This is a genomic window from Ferrovibrio sp. (assembly GCF_019636075.1).
Taxonomy (GTDB): Bacteria; Pseudomonadota; Alphaproteobacteria; order Ferrovibrionales; family Ferrovibrionaceae; genus Ferrovibrio.
Genome location: NZ_JAHBYG010000022.1, coordinates 21,427 through 38,523 on the forward strand (window position 1 = coordinate 21,427; position 17,097 = coordinate 38,523).

Genomic DNA, 17,097 nt, shown 5'->3' on the forward strand with positions numbered 1-17,097 from the left:
GCTGCCGTGCCTTACTGGCAGGCGAGGCATTCGTCGTAGCTGATCGCCTCGCGCGGGCCGCCCCCTGCGGTGGCCATTTCCAGCGGCAATTCGGCTTCCACCGGCTCGCCTTGCGGCCGCTCATGCTCGTTCACCTTGCCGACCAGCGGGATCGACACGGCTGCTGCGGCGGAAACCGCCTGCGGTGCGCCGTTATTGGAGATCGACACCTTCTCGGCGCGCTGGATGGAGAGCGAGCGGCAGTAATACAGGCTCTTCACGCCCTTCTTCCAGGCCTGGAAGTGAATCTGGTGCAGATCGCGCTTATGCACATTGGCCTGCAGGAAGATGTTCAGGCTCTGCGCCTGGCAGATATAGGGCGTGCGGTCGGCGGCGAGTTCGATCAGCCAGCGCTGATCGAGTTCGAAGGCGGTCTTATAAACGGCCTTCTCGTCGTCGCTGAGGAAATCCAGATGCTGCACCGAGCCGTCGTTGACGGTGATGGAGGACCAGGTCTCCTCGTCGTTCTTGCCATAGGTTTCCAGCACCTTTTCCAGATGCGGGCTGCGCACGCTGAACGAACCCGACAGCGTCTTGTGCGTGAAGGCATTGGCCACGTTCGGCTCGATGCCCGGGCTGGCGCCGCCGGCGATGATCGAGATCGAAGCGGTGGGGGCAATGGCGATCTTGTGCGAGAAACGCTCCATCACGCCGTATTCGGCGGCATCCTCGCAGGGGCCGCGTTCTTCCGCCAGGCTGCGCGAGGCGGCGTCCACGCCTTCCTTGATATGCTTGAAGATGGTGCGGTTCCACACCTTGGCCATCACGCCTTCCCACGGCACGCCATTGGCCTGCAGGAAGGAATGGAAGCCCATCACGCCCAGGCCCACCGAACGCTCGCGCTGGGCGGCATAGCGCGCCTTGGCCATGCTGTCGGGCGCCTTGTCGATGAAATCCTGCAGCACGTTGTCGAGGAAGCGCATGCAATCCTCGATGAAACGCGGATCGTCCTTCCAGTCGTGGAAATATTCCAGGTTCAGCGACGACAGGCAGCAAACCGCGGTGCGCTGCTTGCCATGCTGGTCGATGCCGGTGGGCAGGGTGATCTCGCTGCACAGGTTGGAGGTTTTCACCCGCAGGCCGGCCAGCTTGTGATGTTCGGGCAGAGCGCGATTCACATGATCGATATAGACGATGTAGGGTTCGCCGGTCTCGATGCGGGCGGTGAGGATACGCACCCACAGCGCACGGGCCGAGATGGTTTTCTGCACGGTCTGGTCATGCGGGCTGCGCAATTCCCATTCGGAATCGCTTTCCACGGCGCGCATGAAGGCGTCCGAGATCAGCAGGCCGTTATGCAGGTTCAGCGCCTTGCGGTTCGGATCGCCGCCGGTGGGACGACGGATCTCGATGAACTCTTCCACTTCCGGATGGTCCACCGGCAGGTAGCAGGCGGCCGAACCGCGGCGCAGCGAACCCTGGCTGATGGCGAGGGTGAGGCTGTCCATCACGCGGATGAAGGGGATGATGCCCGAGGTTTTGCCGTTCTGCCCGACCTTCTCGCCGATCGAACGCAGGTTGCCCCAATAGCTGCCGATGCCGCCGCCGCGAGCCGCCAGCCAGACATTCTCGTTCCACAGGCCGACGATGCCATCCAGGCTGTCGGTGGCTTCGTTCAGGAAGCAAGAGATCGGCAGGCCGCGGCTGGTGCCGCCATTGGACAGCACGGGCGTGGCCGGCATGAACCAGAGCTTGGAGATGTAGTCGTACATGCGCTGGCCATGCGCCGTGTCGTCGGCGTAATGGCTGGCCACGCGGGCGAACAGATCCTGATAGGATTCGCCGGGCAGCAGGTAGCGGTCGTCCAGAGTCGCCTTGCCGAAATCGGTCAGCAGCCGATCGCGCTGCCGGTCCATTTCGATGCGTATGCCACGTTCGGTCTGCAGCGTGTTCAGCACGATCGGTTCCCCTCAGGTGTGGCGCGGTCTGGCCGCGCCTGGATATCTGTGTCGTCTTGCCCCCGGAGCCGCGAAAGCTCCGTGAAAACGAAAGCTCCGTGAAAACCCCCGTTCGCCTCGATCCAGGCCGCCAGGCGGCCCTGCCAAAGCCCAAAACCGCCGTTCGCGCGGAAAAAACCGCTAAAACCAAGGGGTTTTGGACCATCACGGCGCCTTGAAAACGGCGAACCGCGACGAACACAAGATATGGTAGCCATCCTTAACGGACCGTCAACAGGATGTGTGACTTATCCTTGTAAAAATTATCCTTGACGAGTCGGTCAGGTCGTGGGCGTTCAGGATTTCCGCCGTGTCGCTGAATTTTGCTGCACTGCAACAAAATTGCCTGTGGATAGCGGGGATAACTCCTGCTGGTGCCTGGCGGGCGATTCAGACCCCTTGTCGTTGGGTTGGCCGCTTTGCCGGGCGGGGGAATAATACCCTATTAACCAAATCTCTCTAGGCTCCTCATGGGGTAAAATAGCTCGCAGGCGGCCGTGATTTGCGAAAAACGGTGGGTAAGCCGGTGGGTAAAATTTGGACTGGTAGAATTTGGTCCGACGCCGATTCAGTGATTGAATGAGGCATCGGAACCGCGAAAGCCGCCAGATGGGCGAAATGAACCAGATGAGCGAAATGAGGATGCGATGCTGATCAAACATCCGCGAGCGGATATGGGCGCTGCGGCGCAGGCGGCGCCCAGTCAGTCGGCCATCGACCGGGCCGAAGCCGAGGCGGCAGAACTGATCGGCCTGCCGGCGCTGGAGCGCAAGCGGCGGATCATCCTGGCGGCTGGCGGCGGGCTCAGCCTGCTCTGGCTGTTGATCGCCTTCAGCTATATTCAGGTTTCCATCGGCTGGGAAAATCTTTGGCATGCGCTGCCCCATGAATTGGGCGCCTTTGCCGCCGGCATTGCCGCGCCGCTGGCTTTTCTGTGGTTGGCCATCATCAGTGTCACGCGCGGCCAGCAGGCCAGGCTGAGCGGCGCTGCGCTGCATCAGATACTGCTCGATCTCACCTATCCCACGCCGGAAGCCGAGCGCCGTGTCTCGGCGCTGGCCAATGCGCTGCGCCGCCAGGCGCGCGAGATGGAAGAGGCTGCCCAAAGCGCCACCGACAAAGTGCTGGCCCTGGGCCAGACCATGGCCAGCCAGCAGGAAGCGCTGCTGGATGCCACCCGCAGCATCGATGGCGCGGTGGCCAGCGGTGCGCGTGAGCTGACCCAGACGCTGGGTAATTCGCAGCGCGCCCTGATCGCGGCGGCAGAGAACCTGAACACCGATCTCGACAATACGGTGAAGGGCCTGGCTTCGCGTTTCCAGGAACAATCCGGCGTGTTGCTGGCGGCCGCCGAGCAGGTAGGCCGCGAGATGGAAAACAAGGTATCCGGCCTTGGCCACACCGTGAGTGGCCAGGCGCAGATTCTGCTGCAGGCCGCCGATGTGATCCTGCGCGAAGTGGAGAATGCGCGCGGCGTATTCCAGGGCAAGGCGGCCGAGATCGCCCGGATCAGCGGCGCCATCCAGTCGCAGAACGACCGTGTCGAGGAATTGTCGCGCCGCCATGGCGAGTTGATGGACCGTGCCGTGGAGCGCGCCGCCGAGGTGGCGCAGGCCATCGCCGGCCAGCTTGAACATAAAATCGCCACGCTGGAACAGGCGGTGGCCCAGGCCAGCGAACAGGCCCAGCGTATCGGCACCGGCTTTGCCGACAGCGCCAACACACTCACCACCGCTGCCGAACTCACCGCCGCGCGTGCCCAGGCCGCCGGCGAAAGCTTCAGCCGTGAAACCCTGGGTTTCCAGGCCGCCACGCAACGCGCGATCCAGACCGCCGAAGCCGCCGGCACCGTGCTGCGCGAGCGTATGCGCGAAGTGGATCAATCCACCAATGCCGCCATCACCAAGCTGCGCGATGTGGGCGAGACCGTGCGCGCCGAGGTGGGCCTGCTGGACGACAAGGGCGGTCGCGTGGCCGAACGCCTGATCAATGCCGGCGAGACCATGCGCGAACGCACGCAGACGCTTGAGCAGGCCGGTGCCGCCGCTACCCGCCAGGCCGAAGCCTTTGCCGTGGCCTCTACCCAGGCCGAACAGCGCCTGCGCCTGACCGGCGATCTTGTGCGCCATCAGACAGACCAGCTCAGCCATGCCGCCGAACTGGCCGAGCAACGCCTGGCCGGTGCGGGCGAGAGTATGCGCCGCGAAGGCGCCAGCCTGTCTGCCAACATGCAGAAGCTGTCGGAACAGGCGTTGGAAATCGGCGACCGCATGGCCGACCGCGCCCGTGCGCTGGAGGCTGCCGGCAATGCCGTGCTGGCCAAGGCCGATACCGCCGATACCCAACTCAAGCAGCGCGTGGAAAGCCTGGGCAATGCCGGCCGCGAGGCCCTGGCGCTGGCCTCCAGCGTGCAGGAAACCATGGTTCAGGCCAATCAGCTGATCGCTCAGGCGATCCAGCATGGCGATGCCCATGTGGATGCCGCCGGCCAGATGCTGCGCAAGCATGCCGAGACGCTGGAAAACACCACCCAAGGCATTGCCAGCCATTTGCAGCGCACAGGCGATACCGTGCGCGAGCAGGTGGACGAACTCGACCGTGCCGCCCAGCGCACGGCGCAGCGTTTGCGTGCCGCCGGCGAGAGCGCGGGCCAGGATGCCATGCAATTGCAGACCGCCGCCGAACGCACCGCGCAGCGCCTGCATCAGGTGAGCGAGAGCGCGCAGGAGCAGACCCGCGCATTGGCCGCGAGCGGCGAACGCGCCGCCGTGGAAGCGCAGCTTGCCGGCAGCACGGCGCAGGCGCGCGCCAAGGATCTGGCCGATCTGGCCGCCGTGGTGGCCAATGCCATGGCGCAACTGGCCGAGCGCGCCACCGAACAGAGCGCGGCTTTGGCCGATATGGGCGACCGCGCCAGGCTGGAAGCCGTGGAACTGGCTGCCACCGCCGAACGCGCCAAGGGCAATCTGGATCAGGCCGGCGAAACCGCCCGTGCCCGCAGCGAGGAATTGTCGGAAGACGAGCGCGCCGTGGTGGGCCGCACGCTGGATCTGCGCGATACGATTCACGATCAGGCCGGTGCACTCACCGATCTGGCCCGCGAACTCAATCTGCAGGCAGAAAGCATCCGCGAAAGCTTCCGTGGCCGCGTGCAGGAGCTTTCCGAAGCCTCCGACGTTGCCGCCAGCAAGACCGCCAATATCGGCGACAGCCTGCGCCGCCAGGCTCAGGAAGTCGCCCGCGTGTCGGATGAAGCCGTGGCGCATGTGGCCCAGGTCGGCGCCACGTTCGATGCCCGCGCCCGCGAGATCAACCTCGCCGTGGGCAATGCCTCGGCGCGCATCGACGATGCATCCGAGACCCTGCGTGGCCGCACCCGCGAATTGGCCAATGTGGTGGAAGACGCCATGAAGCAGACCGACCGCATGTCGGATGGCTTCCGCCGCCAGGCCGAGGAAGTCGAGCAACGCGCCGGTCGCGCCTCGGAAAAGGTTGGCGAGATCAACGACCGCCTGGAACGCACGGCTTCGGAATTCTCGGCCGTGACCGACCGCGCCACCGCGCGCGCCTCGGAGACCGCCGAAATCCTGGCCAAGCGTGCACAGGAATTGTCGTCGGCTGCCGCCAAGGCCGCCAGCGAAGCCGCCAATGCCGAAGCCAGCCTGAAGGCCGATGCGGCCGCCTTGGCCGAGGCCGCGCGTACCGCCAGCATCGAGGCCGATGCCCTGCGCAAGGCCACGGCCGCTTTCCGCGGCGAGCAATTCCTGAAAACCGCCGCCTTCATCACTGGCCATCTGAATTCGCTGGCCATCGACATCACCCGGCTGCTGAACCGCGATTTGTCGGAAGACCTGTGGCGGCGTTATTACAAGGGCGAGCGCGGCCTGTTCACCCGCAAGCTGATCGACCAGCGCGATCTGGACAAGATTCGCGGCAAGTATGAAGGCGAAAGCGAGTTCCGGGATTACGTGGACCGCTACCTGGCCGAATTCGAACGCGTGCTGGCCGGCGCCAAGGGCGTGGAGCATGAAGAATTGCTGACCTCGGCTTTCGTTACTGCCGATATCGGCAAGGTCTACCTGCTGCTGCGTGAAGCCGTGGGCAAGAATCGCGGCTGAGCCGGCCGATGGCCATGGTCGATCTCCGCGACTGGGTGGGGCGCAGCGAAACCCGCACGGACACGCTGCGACCGGAGATCGTGCAGGCGCTGAACGCCGCGCTGGGGCGTGAGGATGTATTGCTGCCGGGCACGCCGCTGCCAGCCTTGCGCCATTGGCTGTATTTTCTCGACATGCAGCCGCGTGATGCACTGGGCCGCGATGGGCATGCCAGGCTCGGCGGCTTTCTGCCCGATGTGTCGGCCTATTGGGGCATGCCGGCGCGGCGCATGTGGGCCGGCAGCCGGATCGATTTTCAAGCGCCGCTCTGGCTGTGCGAACCGGTAACGCGCCGCAGCAGCATCGAAAGCATCAGCGAAAAGCAGGGCCGTGCCGGCAAGCTGGTTTTCGTGACCGTGCGCCATGAAATCTTCGATGCTGCCGACCGGCTGGCGATCACCGACCGGCACGATATCGTGTATCGGCCCGATGATGCGCTTCCGGCGCCAGCCGAAGCCGCGCCGCTGCAGGCCACGCTGCTGCGCAGCTTCACAGCCGATCCGGTGTTGCTGTTCAGATATTCGGCGCTGACCTGGAATGGCCATCGCATCCATTACGACCGCGATTACGCCCGCGATACCGAGGGCTATCGCGGGCTGGTGGTGCATGGCCCGCTGCTGGCCAGCCTGCTGGCCGATCTGGCGCAGGATGCGCAACCTTTGCGCCCCATGCGGCATTTCACATTCCGGGCCCGTCGTCCGGTGATGGACGGCACCGATTTCACCCTATGCGGCCAACCCGTAAGCGACGATGCCACACATCTGTGGATTGCCGATGCGGATGGCAATCTGGCAATGCAGGCGGAAGCGCAATTCCTATGACCCATGCCCAGACGATGCCGCCAGATGGCTTTATGCCGCTGGTGATGCATAGCGATTTTGTCGATCTCACGGGGCCGTATTTCTACCGGCCGCTTGCCGATGGCGGTGTCCGCTATGGCTTTCTCACCGACAAGCGGCATACCAATACCAATGGGCTGCTGCATGGCGCCGCCTATATGGGCTTTGCCGATACGATCATGGGCCATGCGGTACGCGAGCAAGTCGGTCGCAACTGCGCCACGGTGTCGCTGCATTCGCATTTCGTCGGCTCGGCCAGGCCGGGTGGCTGGCTGGAGGCCGATCTGACCATCACGCGCGTTACCCGGTCGCTGGCCTATCTTACCGTGGATATCAGCGATGCCGGCCAGGTGCTGCACACCGCCAGCGGCGTGTTCAAGCTGTTTGGCGACTTGCCGCCCGTGCGTTGAGGCGCCTACTTCCGCCCGCGTTTGCGCGGCGAGGTCATGGCCACCAGGTCGAGGATGTCGTCGAGCTTGTCGGCATCGATCCAGCCTTTTTCCAATGTCAGTTCACGCACCGTCTTGCCGGATTTGAGCGCTTCCTTGGCCAGTTGGGCGGCGCGTTCATAGCCGATATAGGGGTTGAGCGCGGTGACGATGCCGATACTGGCTTCCACATGCTTGCGGCAATCGTCGCGGTTGGCGGTGATGCCGCGCACGCACAGCGTGGTGAGGCTATTTGTGGCGCGCACCAGCAATTGCAGGCTGCCCATCGTGTTATGCACGATGACCGGCTCCATCACGTTGAGCTGCAATTGGCCGGCCTCTGCGGCCATGGTCACGGTCATGTCGTTGCCGATCACCTGGAAGCAGACTTGATTGACAACTTCCGGGATCACCGGATTGACCTTGCCTGGCATGATCGATGAACCCGGCTGCATCGGCGGCAGGTTGATTTCGTTCAGGCCGCCGCGCGGGCCGGATGAAAGCAGCCGCAGATCGTTTGATATCTTGGAGAGCTTAACGGCCACGCGTTTGAGCATGCCGGAATAGAGCACGAAGGCGCCCATATCCCAGCTGGCTTCGATCAGATTGGCGGCGCGCACCATTTCGATGCCGCTCACCCGCGCCAGTTCCTCGATGGCCAGGCTGGAATATTCCGGATCTGTGTTGATGCCGGTGCCCACGGCCGTGCCGCCGAGATTGATTTCGCGGAACAGCCGCACGACTTCCTCTCCGCGTGCGACATCTTCCTTGATGTTGATGGCGAAGGCCTCGAATTCCTGGCCCAAGGTCATCGGCACGGCATCCTGCAACTGGGTGCGTCCGAGTTTGACGATATCGGCGAATTCGACGCTGCGTTGGCGGAATTCATAGGCCAGGTTTTCCAGCGCGCGGGTAAGCTCGGCATGGCTGAGCAGGGTTGCCAGACGCACCGCCGATGGATAGGCATCGTTGGTAGATTGCGACAGGTTCACATCGTCGTTGGGATGCAGATAGGCGTATTCGCCCTTCTGATGCCCCATGATTTCCAACGCGCGATTGGCAATCACTTCATTGGCATTCATGTTGGTGGAGGTGCCTGCGCCGCCCTGGAACACATCGATGGTGAACCAGTCATGCAGCTTGCCGGCGATCAGTTCATCGCAGGCCGCAGCAATCGCTTCGCATTTTGCCAGCGGCAGATAGCCAAGCTTGGCGTTGGCCAAGGCGCAGGCCTTCTTCACCATGCCGAAAGCGCGGATCAGGTTCGGATAATGATTGAGGCCGATGCCGGAGATGCGGAAATTCTCAAGCGCGCGCTGGGTCTGGATGCCGTAATAGGCATCGGCGGGAATTGCCTTCTCGCCCAGCGAATCATGTTCGAGCCGCGTTGCGGCCCCGGTTTGCTCTGTCATGGATTCGGCCCTTTAGCTGCACGACGACCCGCATCGCCATTCTGCCTCAAAAGCATTGCCGCCGCGAGGGTTTGCGGCGCGATGAGACAGGTGCAGATAGCGAGACGCGGTATAAGGCAGTATTGCTGTCTTATCTGTGTCTCACCGCCTTGCGGTCACACAGTGCGCTTGGCTTTATCCTTGGCATTGGTGGCTTCGATACTGGCGCGCACCTCGCGCCAATCTGCATCGCTCAAATCCAGCAACGCACCGAAGCCGGCCGCCGAATTGAGCCATTGCCCGCCATCGATGGCGATGGTTTCGCCGTTGATGTAGCGGGCGCCATCGGCGATCAGGAATACTGCCAGATTGGTCAATTCCTCCATCTCGCCCACCCGCTGCATCGGGATTGCCTGGATCATCCGGCGTTCCAGTTCCGGCGTGGGGGCCAGCCGCTTGGTCATGCCTTCGGTGGGGAAGGGGCCTGGCGCGATGGCATTCAGCCGGATGCCCTTGGGGCCCCATTCCACTGCCAGGCTCTGGGTCATGGCCGCAACGCCGGCCTTCGACATCGCCGACGGCACCACGAAGGCCGAACCGGAGCGCACCCAGGTGGTGACGATCGACACCACGCTGGCGCGATGGCCGGCATTGATCCAGCGCTTGCCGCAGGCCTGGGTGACATAGAAGCTGCCATGCAGCACGATATTGGCGATGGCATCGAAGCCGCGTGGGCTGAGTTCGTCGGTGCGGGCGATGAAATTGCCCGCCGCATTGTTGATCAGTGCGTCCAGCGGGCCGGTGCGAAAGATATCCTCCACCATTTCATCCACTGCCTGGGCCACGCGGATATCGCAAGTACGATAATGAATCGTGCCGCCGGTCTCGGCCGCCAGTTCGGCAGCGGTTTCAGCCAGCACGGCTTCGCGGCGACCGCAGATGAAAACCTCGGCCCCGAGTTGCATGAAATGCCGGCTCATCGCTTTTCCCAACCCGGTGCCGCCGCCGGTTACCAGGATACGTTTGCCTTGCAAAAGATCGGCGCGAAACATTGTTCCTCCCGGAGCTTGTTTATGTTCGAGTTTCGCCTACCCTGTTTATCGCACCGCCAGAGGACAAATGCCATGGATTTGCAGCTCAAGGACAAGATCGCCATCGTAACCGGCGCCAGCAGGGGTATCGGCCGCGCTATTGCCGAACGGCTGGCCGCCGAGGGCATGAAGCTGGTGCTGGCGGCGCGTTCGGGTGAAGTGCTGGAGCAACTGGCGGCCAACTTGCCCGGCGAGCATCTGGTTCAAGCGCTTGACCTGCGCGAGCCGGCAGCGGCCAGTGAATTGCTGGCAGTGACGCTGGATCGCTTCGGCGGGCTGGACTTGCTGGTGAACAATGCCGGCGCCACCAAGCGCGGCGACTTCCTGCAATTGAGCGACGAGGATTGGAATGACGGCTTCGCGCTGAAATTCTTCGGCGCGATGCGGCTGTCGCGCGCGGCCTGGCCGCATCTGATGGCCCGGCGTGGCAGTATCGTGAACATCATCGGTATCGGCGGCCGCACCGGCAGCGCCGAGTTCGCCATCGGCGGCAGCGTGAACGCGGCAGCGATGAATCTCACTAAGGTGCTTGCTGATCGCGGCGTCATCGACGGCGTGCGGGTGAATGCCATCAATCCCGGCGCTATTGCCACCGAGCGGTTGCGCGTGCGTATTCGCAACCATGCCAAGGAAACCGGCATATCCGAAGCAGAGGCTGAAAAAGCCATGCCGCGCCTGCTGGCGGTGGAACGTTTCGGCGAGCCGGTGGAAATCGCCAATACCGTCGCATTCCTGGCATCGGCGCAGGCGGGTTATATCCATGGCGCGATTTTGGATGTGGATGGCGGCGCAACGCGCACATTGTAACCGGTATTCACGTCCCGGTGATAAATTTCAAAGGTGGAATTGCCGCCTGGGCTATTGAACCCGAAGGCGTGCTTGCCTAGCATCATGGGGCAGGAGCGAGGGTATTCGCATGACCCGGGTGTTTGCTTCCCATGATCGCCTTATCCTCACCACAGACACGGATCGTTTCCGATTGCGGGACGGCGTGCGATGAAGGACCAATTCCAAGAGATCATCCCCCCGGATGGTAAAGCCCAGGCGGGCGGGCCCCGGTCTGACGGCGCGAAGCAGCCGGCTGCAGAAAAAAATCGGAGCAATCGCGGCATAGCGTATTTCACTCGCCGCTTCATCATGCTGCTGATTCTGCTGGCTGCCGTATCTGTGCTGGCGGTTGCGGCGCATTTCATCCTGCAGCATGGCGGCAAAACGGCCAGCCAATCCCATGGCGCCATGGTGCAGCGCGTGCAGTTGGAAAAGGATTTCCTGACCCTGCGCCTGGGTGTGGCGGAAACCCTGTCGGGCAGCGATATCGCACAGCGCAAGGATACGCCGCGTGATCTTGCCGTGTTGGCGGCGCGGCTGGGCGGATTGCAGGCGGCGGATATGCGCTCCGTGTCAGCTGGGCGGCCGGAGTTTGCGGCAGTGCTGGAGCGGCTGCAGGCAAAGCTTCGGGCCTGGGAAGATGCCGCAAAGCGTTTTGCCGATGGCGATGACGCAGCGGGCTACGACCTGCTGAAGGGCATGGATGCGGCGGCATCGGATTATGCCTTGTTGTTCGGCGAGACCGGCAAGGCGGCGGATGGTTATGATTCTGCGCGGCCGGGCGCCGGCTATATCCTGTTGATCCTGGCGCTGGTGCTGGCTGTCGTCGTCGTGGGCGTAATGGCGCGCAAACTGCTGCGCAAAGCAGGCCAGGCCGATGCAGCGCAGGCAAACCTGGCGCAATTGGCGCGTGATCTCGAGGCTGCGCGCCGCCAGGCCGAGGCGGCAAACCGGGCCAAATCCAGCTTCCTTGCATCGATGAGCCATGAGTTGCGCACGCCTTTGAATGCCGTGATCGGATTTGCCGATATCATGCATCAGCGCCTGTTCGGCCCATTGGGCAATCCGCGTTACGAGGAATATGTCGCGTCGATCCAGCAGAGCGGCCAACATCTGCTGAGCCTGATCAACGATATTCTCGACATGTCGCGCATCGAGGCAGGGCGCTTTGAATTGCATGAGGAACGGCTGGAAATCGATGATGTGGTGCGCGACTGCCTTGCCCTGGTGGATGTGCAGGCGCGCGGCAAGGGCGTAACAGTGCGGCGGGGCAAGCGGCATGACGGGGTGGAGCTTTGGGGCGATGATCGCGCGCTGCGGCAGATGTTGCTGAATCTGCTGTCCAACGGCGTAAAATTCACCAGCCAGGGCGGCGAGGTGAGTATTGAATACGGCACCAATCCCGATGGCTGGTTCGAGATCGTGGTGCGCGACAGCGGCATTGGCATGAACGAAACCGAAGTAAACCGTGCCTTCGAGCCCTTTGCGCGTTCAGGCAACCAGATGGTGCGCCAGCAATTCACCGGTACTGGGCTTGGCCTGCCGATCACCCGCCGGCTGATTGAATTGCATGGTGGCCGTATCCAGGTGGTGAGCCGGTTGGGCGAGGGCACGGGCGTGACCCTGCGTTTCCCACCCGAACGTGTTTCGAAGCTTGGCGATTTTGGCGCCATGCTGGGCAGCGGCAAGGTATGACATGCCTTCTGTGAGTGGGGGCGTGAGTTGGGTGCGCCCGTATCTGCTGGCTTGCCTTCTGCTGCTGGCAGCCTGTGCGCCGCGTTTGCAGCCCAGCGGCGATTGGTCGGGCGCAGTTCATGCGCCGCCGGCATTGCTGGCAGCGGAATCCTGGCGGGCCGCGGATGGCCGTGTATTGCCGCTGCGGCGTTGGGCGCCTGAAATGCCGCCGCGCGCCGTGGTGATCGCATTGCATGGCTTCAACGATTACGGCAATGCCTTTGCCGATCCTGCCGTTTTCTGGGCGGCGCGGAACGGCATTATCACCTATGCACCGGATCAGCGCGGCTTCGGCGCCGCGCCTTTTACCGGGTTGTGGCCAGGTGCTGCCGTGTTGGCCGATGATCTGCTGCAATTGACGCAGTTGCTGCGGCAGCAGCATCCGGGCTTGCCGGTTTACTGGCTGGGCGAAAGCATGGGCGGCGCGGTGGCGCTGGCAGCCCTGAGACACCTGGATACTGCCAGCCGGCCAGACGGCGTGGCGCTTTCGGCGCCTGCGGTGTGGGGCAGGGCGAGCATGCCGCTGACGTATCGCGTGGCACTCGGCCTGGTCAGTTACAGCACGCCATGGCTGACCCTGACCGGTCGCGGCCTGGGCATTCAGGCGTCCGACAATATCCCGATGCTGCGCCGCCTGGGCGCCGACCCCCTGGTGATCAAACGCACCCGGGCGGATGCCATCCACGGCTTGGTAGGTCTGATGGACATGGCTGCTGCCGCACCGGGCCGGCTGGGCAACACCCCGCCGCCTCTGCTGATATTATATGGCCTGCGCGACGAAGTGATTCCCAAGCCGCCGGTGGAGCGATTTGTGGCCGCATTGGATGGCCGCGCCCGGGTGGCGCTGTACGATACCGGCTGGCACATGCTGTTGCGCGATCTGCAGGCGGAAAAAGTCTGGCGCGATCTTGCGGTTTGGATGAATGATACATCCGCGGCGTTGCCATCGGGGGCCGAGACACGGCAGCGTCCGCTTTTTTCAAATGATGGCAAGATTGCAGTTGGGGGCAGGAAATGAACAGAACAGCGGTTCTGGATGGCGTATGGATTCTGCTCGGCATCGTGCCCACGCTGGCCCTGATCCTCACCCTTATCGATGCAGCCCATGGCTTGGCGCTCACCTCCATCGGTAGTGCGGCGATCCTTACCTTCTGTTATCCGCAGCATGAAGGCGCGCGCCCGCTGCCGATGCTGGCGGCGCATCTGCTGGGGGCTGTAATCGGGCTGGTGCTGCTGCAAAGCTGGGGCAGCGATGCCTGGAGCATGGGGGCCGGTGTGGCGTTGCTGGCGGCGGCGATGAAACTTGGGCGTTTCATGCATCCGCCGGCCGGCGCCAATCCGCTGATCGTGCTGAACATCAAGGCGGGCTGGCTTTTTCTGCTCGATCCGCTGCTTTATGCCCTGGCGATCTTGATGATCTGCTTGTTTGTGTGGAGCCGGCTGAAGCCCGGCGGGCCGCGATGGCCAGAGCGGTTGATTTAGCGATCAGGCCGAGATGAACAATGTGGCCATGTCGGTGGGCGAGCGGCGGCGGCCATTGCCGAAGCCATCATAGGTGATCGGCGCATTGTAGAAACTGCTTTGCCCTACCTGGCTATCGGCGGCCTCGGTGCTTTGCTGGCTGGCGATCGTGGCGCTTGCCTGCAGCAAATCCTGCAGACCGATTTCCGCGCCGGCCGGTGCTTCGCCCACAATCCGCTCGAAGCTGGACATGGCACGCGGGGATACCGGCGCGGCAAGCGTGGCGCGCTCGGCCGCCAGGGGCGGGATGATTGCGGAAATGCTGTTGACCATGCCGGCACTATAGCGGCCGGCCAACGGCTTTTGAAGATTATGGTTAGCGTAAGGTTAATGCAGCGCGGATTAACGGCTGATCTGCTTTTTCATGGCATCCAGCAGGGCCTGCACGCGACCGCCGTTATTCTGGATCACCGACTCGAATTGCTGGCGCTGGGTGAAGGCCATGCTCACGCCTTCCACCACCACATCGGTGAGCTTGAGCTGGCCAGCCTTGTCCACCAGCTTCCATTCCACCCGGATCGGCGGGCCGCTAGGGCGCAGAATCTGTGAGGAGACCAGTTGGGCGCCCTCGATTTCGCGGGTGCCGTCCTGAACCGAGAGGCTTTCGCCGTTATATTGCGCCAGCAATGCCGAATACACTTTCACCAGATAATCCTGGAAAAGCGCGTAATATTCCTTTTGCTGCGCCTCATTCATGCTGCGGCTATAGCGGCCCAGACAAAACCGACCGACGGCCTCCAGATCCAGGTGATCGACGAGCAGCTTGCGCATCACGGCTTCGCGCTTGGTCTGGTCGAGCGAACGATCCCCCAGGGCCTGCAAGGTATCGGTGCCCACCTCGCGCACGAAGGCATCGGCGCTGACGGCATGGACCGGCGAGGACAACACGGCCGTGGCCAGCATGAGCAGTCCCGCCGTAGCGGAAAGCCAGGCGGCGAAGCGGGGAGCGGTAACGGAGATGATTCGGCGCATGAAGGCTAAAGTCCCATCTTAAAAGGCATTTTGGGCCGATTGGGGGCCAAGGTGGGCTAGGGCAGGTTCGCTGATACCCGGTTATAAAACGGCAGCAGGGAATACCCAAGGCCGTCGAGATGGCTTTTTCGTGACCGCAGCGACAATTACGTCGTCAGAAGGCGCTAAAGCTCTATACAATTATATAAACATATGTTTATGTATAGCGCATGAATGCCAATGTGAGCCTGAACCTGGATACCCTGATGGCTGCCTTGCGGGCGGCTGCCGAGCCCACCCGGCTGCGGCTGCTAGCGCTTTGTGCGCAGGCCGAACTCACGGTTACGGAACTGACACAGATTCTCGGTCAGAGCCAGCCTCGGGTTTCACGGCATCTGAAGCTGCTTTGCGAGGCGGGCCTTCTCGAACGCGTGCCAGAGGGCACCTGGGCTTTCTATCGGGTAGGCGAGCGGCTATCTGGCGCGACTTTGGTGCGCGCGCTGACCGCCTTGCTGCCGCCCAATGACGCCACCTTGGGCCGCGATGCCGAACGGCTGCAAGCAGTGAAGCGTGCGCGCGCCGAAGCGGCCGAGGCCTATTTCCGTGAGAATGCCGATCGCTGGTCGGAAATCCGCTCGCTCTATGTAGACGAAGCCCAGGTGGAATCTGCGTTGGCCAAGCTGCTGGCCGAAACCCCAGTAGCCGATCTGCTGGATATCGGCACCGGCACCGGGCGGCTGTTGGAAATCTTTGCCCCGACCTACAAGCAGGGCCTGGGCGTGGATCTCAGCCGCGAGATGCTAGCCGTTGCGCGCGCCAATCTGGAACGCGCCGGCATCCGCAATGCCCAAGTGCGCCAGGCCGATATGTATAACCTGCCGCTGCCGGCCCAGAGCTTTGATGCCGCGATCATCTATCAGGTGCTGCATTTCGCCGACGATCCGCAGGCTGCGATCACCGAGGCCGCCCGCGTGCTGCGCCCGGGCGGCCAGTTGCTGGTGGTGGATTTCGCGCCCCATGATCTGGAATTCCTGCGCAAGGATCACGCCCATCGCCGCCTGGGCTTTGCCGATGCCGAGGTGCGGCAATGGTGCCTCGCGGCCGATCTGGATTCTGCGCCGCCTGTGGTGCTGCCGGGTCAGCCCTTGACCGTGCATGTATGGCGGGCCTGCAAGCGCGCTGGCGCAGTTGCTTCGCCTGCCGCATCCGCAACACCCTCTTCAACACCACAGAAGCGCCGGAGCGCCGCATGACCTATCTCGATCCCGCCGCCCCTGCCGAGCATGCCTTTGCCGCGCGCCGCAACGGCCCGTTGAAAGTATCGTTCGAGTTCTTTCCGCCCAAGACGGCGGAGATGGAAGAAAGCCTGTGGCGCAGCGTGCTGCGGCTGGCGCCGTTGCAGCCGCGCTTCGTTTCGGTGACGTATGGCGCCGGCGGTTCAACCCGCGAGCGGACCCATGCCACCGTGGCCCGTATCGCGCGTGAAACCGGCCTCAGCCCAGCGGCGCACCTCACCTGCGTGGGTGCCAGCAAGGCCGAGGTGGATGATGTGGCGCGGCAATATCTCGCGGCCGGCATCAACCATATCGTGGCGCTGCGCGGCGATCCGCCGGAAGGCAGCAAGGGCTTTGCCGCCCATGCGCAAGGCTATGCCAATTCCACCGAGCTGGTGGCAGGCCTGAAGCGCATCGCGGATTTCGAGATCAGCGTGGGCTGTTATCCCGAGGGCCATCCCGACAGCACTTCGCCGCGCCAGGAACTGGAGCATCTCAAGCGCAAGGTGGATGCCGGTGCCACACGCGCCATCTCGCAATATTTCTTCGACCCCGACACCTTCCTGCGCTTTCTCGATCGTGCGCGGTCTGCCGGAATCACCGTGCCGATCGTGCCGGGCATTCTGCCGGTAACGAATTTCCGCCAGGTGGTGCGTTTTTCGGCTGCGTGCGGCGCCAGCGTGCCGGTCTGGCTGGCCGATATGTTCGATGGTCTTGACGAGGATGCCGAAACCCGCCGCATGGTGGCTGCGCATGTGGCCGCCGAGCAATGCCGCCGTCTGCAGGCTGCTGGCATCGACGAATTCCATTTCTATACGCTGAACCGTGCTGACCTGACCTATGCCATCTGCCATGTGCTGGGCGTGCGGCCGGCGCCCGGCGTGGCTGCGCAGGCGGGGTCTTGATC

General features: G+C 63.2%; 14 protein-coding genes. 9 read left to right on the forward strand and 5 right to left on the reverse strand.

The genetic code is table 11. The annotated features are described in order from the left end of the window. Window positions 1-11: 11 nt before the first annotated feature. The gene (locus KF827_RS10850) at window positions 12-1,937 is read right to left on the reverse strand and encodes a ribonucleoside-diphosphate reductase subunit alpha (protein ID WP_291004822.1); all 1,926 of its coding nucleotides are present in this window, start codon (window positions 1,935-1,937) and stop codon (window positions 12-14) included. 686 nt (window positions 1,938-2,623) lie between these two features. Here KF827_RS10850 and KF827_RS10855 point away from each other — a divergent pair. The 3 genes from KF827_RS10855 to KF827_RS10865 are packed head-to-tail and all read left to right on the forward strand — an operon-like array spanning window position 2,624 to window position 7,382. Next, window positions 2,624-6,094, forward strand: a complete 3,471-nt coding sequence (locus tag KF827_RS10855) for a hypothetical protein (RefSeq protein ID WP_291004826.1) — start codon at window positions 2,624-2,626, stop codon at window positions 6,092-6,094. Between the two features lie 8 nt (window positions 6,095-6,102). Then, window positions 6,103-6,954, forward strand: a complete 852-nt coding sequence (locus KF827_RS10860) for a MaoC family dehydratase N-terminal domain-containing protein (RefSeq protein WP_291004828.1) — start codon at window positions 6,103-6,105, stop codon at window positions 6,952-6,954. Beyond that, window positions 6,951-7,382 carry a PaaI family thioesterase gene (locus KF827_RS10865; protein ID WP_291004831.1) on the forward strand — a complete coding sequence of 144 codons (432 nt, stop codon included), beginning with the start codon at window positions 6,951-6,953 and terminating at the stop codon, window positions 7,380-7,382. Before KF827_RS10860 ends, KF827_RS10865 begins: the two co-directional genes overlap by 4 nt. Before the next feature lie 5 nt (window positions 7,383-7,387). Here KF827_RS10865 and aspA read toward each other — a convergent pair whose 3' ends face one another. After that, window positions 7,388-8,812, reverse strand: coding sequence for an aspartate ammonia-lyase (gene aspA / locus KF827_RS10870; RefSeq protein WP_291004835.1), 1,425 nt, complete (start codon window positions 8,810-8,812; stop codon window positions 7,388-7,390). Between the two features lie 155 nt (window positions 8,813-8,967). Then, window positions 8,968-9,843, reverse strand: coding sequence for an SDR family oxidoreductase (locus tag KF827_RS10875; RefSeq protein WP_291004838.1), 876 nt, complete (start codon window positions 9,841-9,843; stop codon window positions 8,968-8,970). A 72-nt stretch (window positions 9,844-9,915) separates the two neighbouring features. Here KF827_RS10875 and KF827_RS10880 point away from each other — a divergent pair, with 72 nt between their 5' ends. The 4 genes from KF827_RS10880 (at window position 9,916) to KF827_RS10895 (ending at window position 13,926) form a co-directional block, all read left to right on the forward strand. Further along, window positions 9,916-10,689, forward strand: a complete 774-nt coding sequence (locus KF827_RS10880) for an SDR family oxidoreductase (protein WP_291004841.1) — start codon at window positions 9,916-9,918, stop codon at window positions 10,687-10,689. Window positions 10,690-11,019: 330 nt separating this feature from the next. Beyond that, window positions 11,020-12,405, forward strand: coding sequence for a HAMP domain-containing sensor histidine kinase (locus KF827_RS10885; RefSeq protein WP_291004846.1), 1,386 nt, complete (start codon window positions 11,020-11,022; stop codon window positions 12,403-12,405). A 22-nt stretch (window positions 12,406-12,427) separates the two neighbouring features. Next, entirely contained in the window at window positions 12,428-13,462 is a 1,035-nt protein-coding gene (locus tag KF827_RS10890; protein WP_291004847.1) for an alpha/beta fold hydrolase, read from the forward strand. Then, window positions 13,459-13,926 carry an HPP family protein gene (locus KF827_RS10895; RefSeq protein WP_291004848.1) on the forward strand — a complete coding sequence of 156 codons (468 nt, stop codon included), beginning with the start codon at window positions 13,459-13,461 and terminating at the stop codon, window positions 13,924-13,926. Before KF827_RS10890 ends, KF827_RS10895 begins: the two co-directional genes overlap by 4 nt. 3 nt (window positions 13,927-13,929) lie before the next feature. On the opposite strand, the gene KF827_RS10900 is transcribed toward KF827_RS10895, so the two are convergent. Together KF827_RS10900 and KF827_RS10905 are read right to left on the reverse strand one after the other, a co-directional pair. Next, entirely contained in the window at window positions 13,930-14,238 is a 309-nt protein-coding gene (locus KF827_RS10900) for a hypothetical protein (RefSeq protein WP_291004849.1), read from the reverse strand. Window positions 14,239-14,307: 69 nt separating this feature from the next. Further along, the gene (locus KF827_RS10905) at window positions 14,308-14,868 is read right to left on the reverse strand and encodes an ABC transporter substrate-binding protein (RefSeq protein WP_291004852.1); all 561 of its coding nucleotides are present in this window, start codon (window positions 14,866-14,868) and stop codon (window positions 14,308-14,310) included. A 278-nt stretch (window positions 14,869-15,146) separates the two neighbouring features. On the opposite strand from KF827_RS10905, the gene KF827_RS10910 reads away from it, so the two are divergent. Continuing rightward, window positions 15,147-16,169, forward strand: coding sequence for a metalloregulator ArsR/SmtB family transcription factor (locus KF827_RS10910; RefSeq protein ID WP_291004855.1), 1,023 nt, complete (start codon window positions 15,147-15,149; stop codon window positions 16,167-16,169). After that, the gene (gene metF, locus KF827_RS10915) at window positions 16,166-17,095 is read left to right on the forward strand and encodes a methylenetetrahydrofolate reductase [NAD(P)H] (RefSeq protein ID WP_291004859.1); all 930 of its coding nucleotides are present in this window, start codon (window positions 16,166-16,168) and stop codon (window positions 17,093-17,095) included. The genes KF827_RS10910 and metF overlap by 4 nt, the downstream gene beginning before the upstream one ends. The last annotated feature ends 2 nt before the right edge of the window (window positions 17,096-17,097 follow it).

Coding starts and splice junctions, on each gene's coding strand:
- KF827_RS10860 (WP_291004828.1), top strand. CDS start 6,103: ATGGCCATGGTCGATCTCCGCGACTGGGTGGGGCGCAGCGAAACCCGC.
- KF827_RS10865 (WP_291004831.1), top strand. CDS start 6,951: ATGACCCATGCCCAGACGATGCCGCCAGATGGCTTTATGCCGCTGGTG.
- KF827_RS10875 (WP_291004838.1), bottom strand. CDS start 9,843: ATGTTTCGCGCCGATCTTTTGCAAGGCAAACGTATCCTGGTAACCGGC.
- KF827_RS10895 (WP_291004848.1), top strand. CDS start 13,459: ATGAACAGAACAGCGGTTCTGGATGGCGTATGGATTCTGCTCGGCATC.
- KF827_RS10885 (WP_291004846.1), top strand. CDS start 11,020: ATGCTGCTGATTCTGCTGGCTGCCGTATCTGTGCTGGCGGTTGCGGCG.
- KF827_RS10900 (WP_291004849.1), bottom strand. CDS start 14,238: ATGGTCAACAGCATTTCCGCAATCATCCCGCCCCTGGCGGCCGAGCGC.
- metF (WP_291004859.1), top strand. CDS start 16,166: ATGACCTATCTCGATCCCGCCGCCCCTGCCGAGCATGCCTTTGCCGCG.
- aspA (WP_291004835.1), bottom strand. CDS start 8,812: ATGACAGAGCAAACCGGGGCCGCAACGCGGCTCGAACATGATTCGCTG.
- KF827_RS10910 (WP_291004855.1), top strand. CDS start 15,147: ATGAATGCCAATGTGAGCCTGAACCTGGATACCCTGATGGCTGCCTTG.
- KF827_RS10855 (WP_291004826.1), top strand. CDS start 2,624: ATGCTGATCAAACATCCGCGAGCGGATATGGGCGCTGCGGCGCAGGCG.
- KF827_RS10905 (WP_291004852.1), bottom strand. CDS start 14,868: ATGCTGGCCACGGCCGTGTTGTCCTCGCCGGTCCATGCCGTCAGCGCC.
- KF827_RS10880 (WP_291004841.1), top strand. CDS start 9,916: ATGGATTTGCAGCTCAAGGACAAGATCGCCATCGTAACCGGCGCCAGC.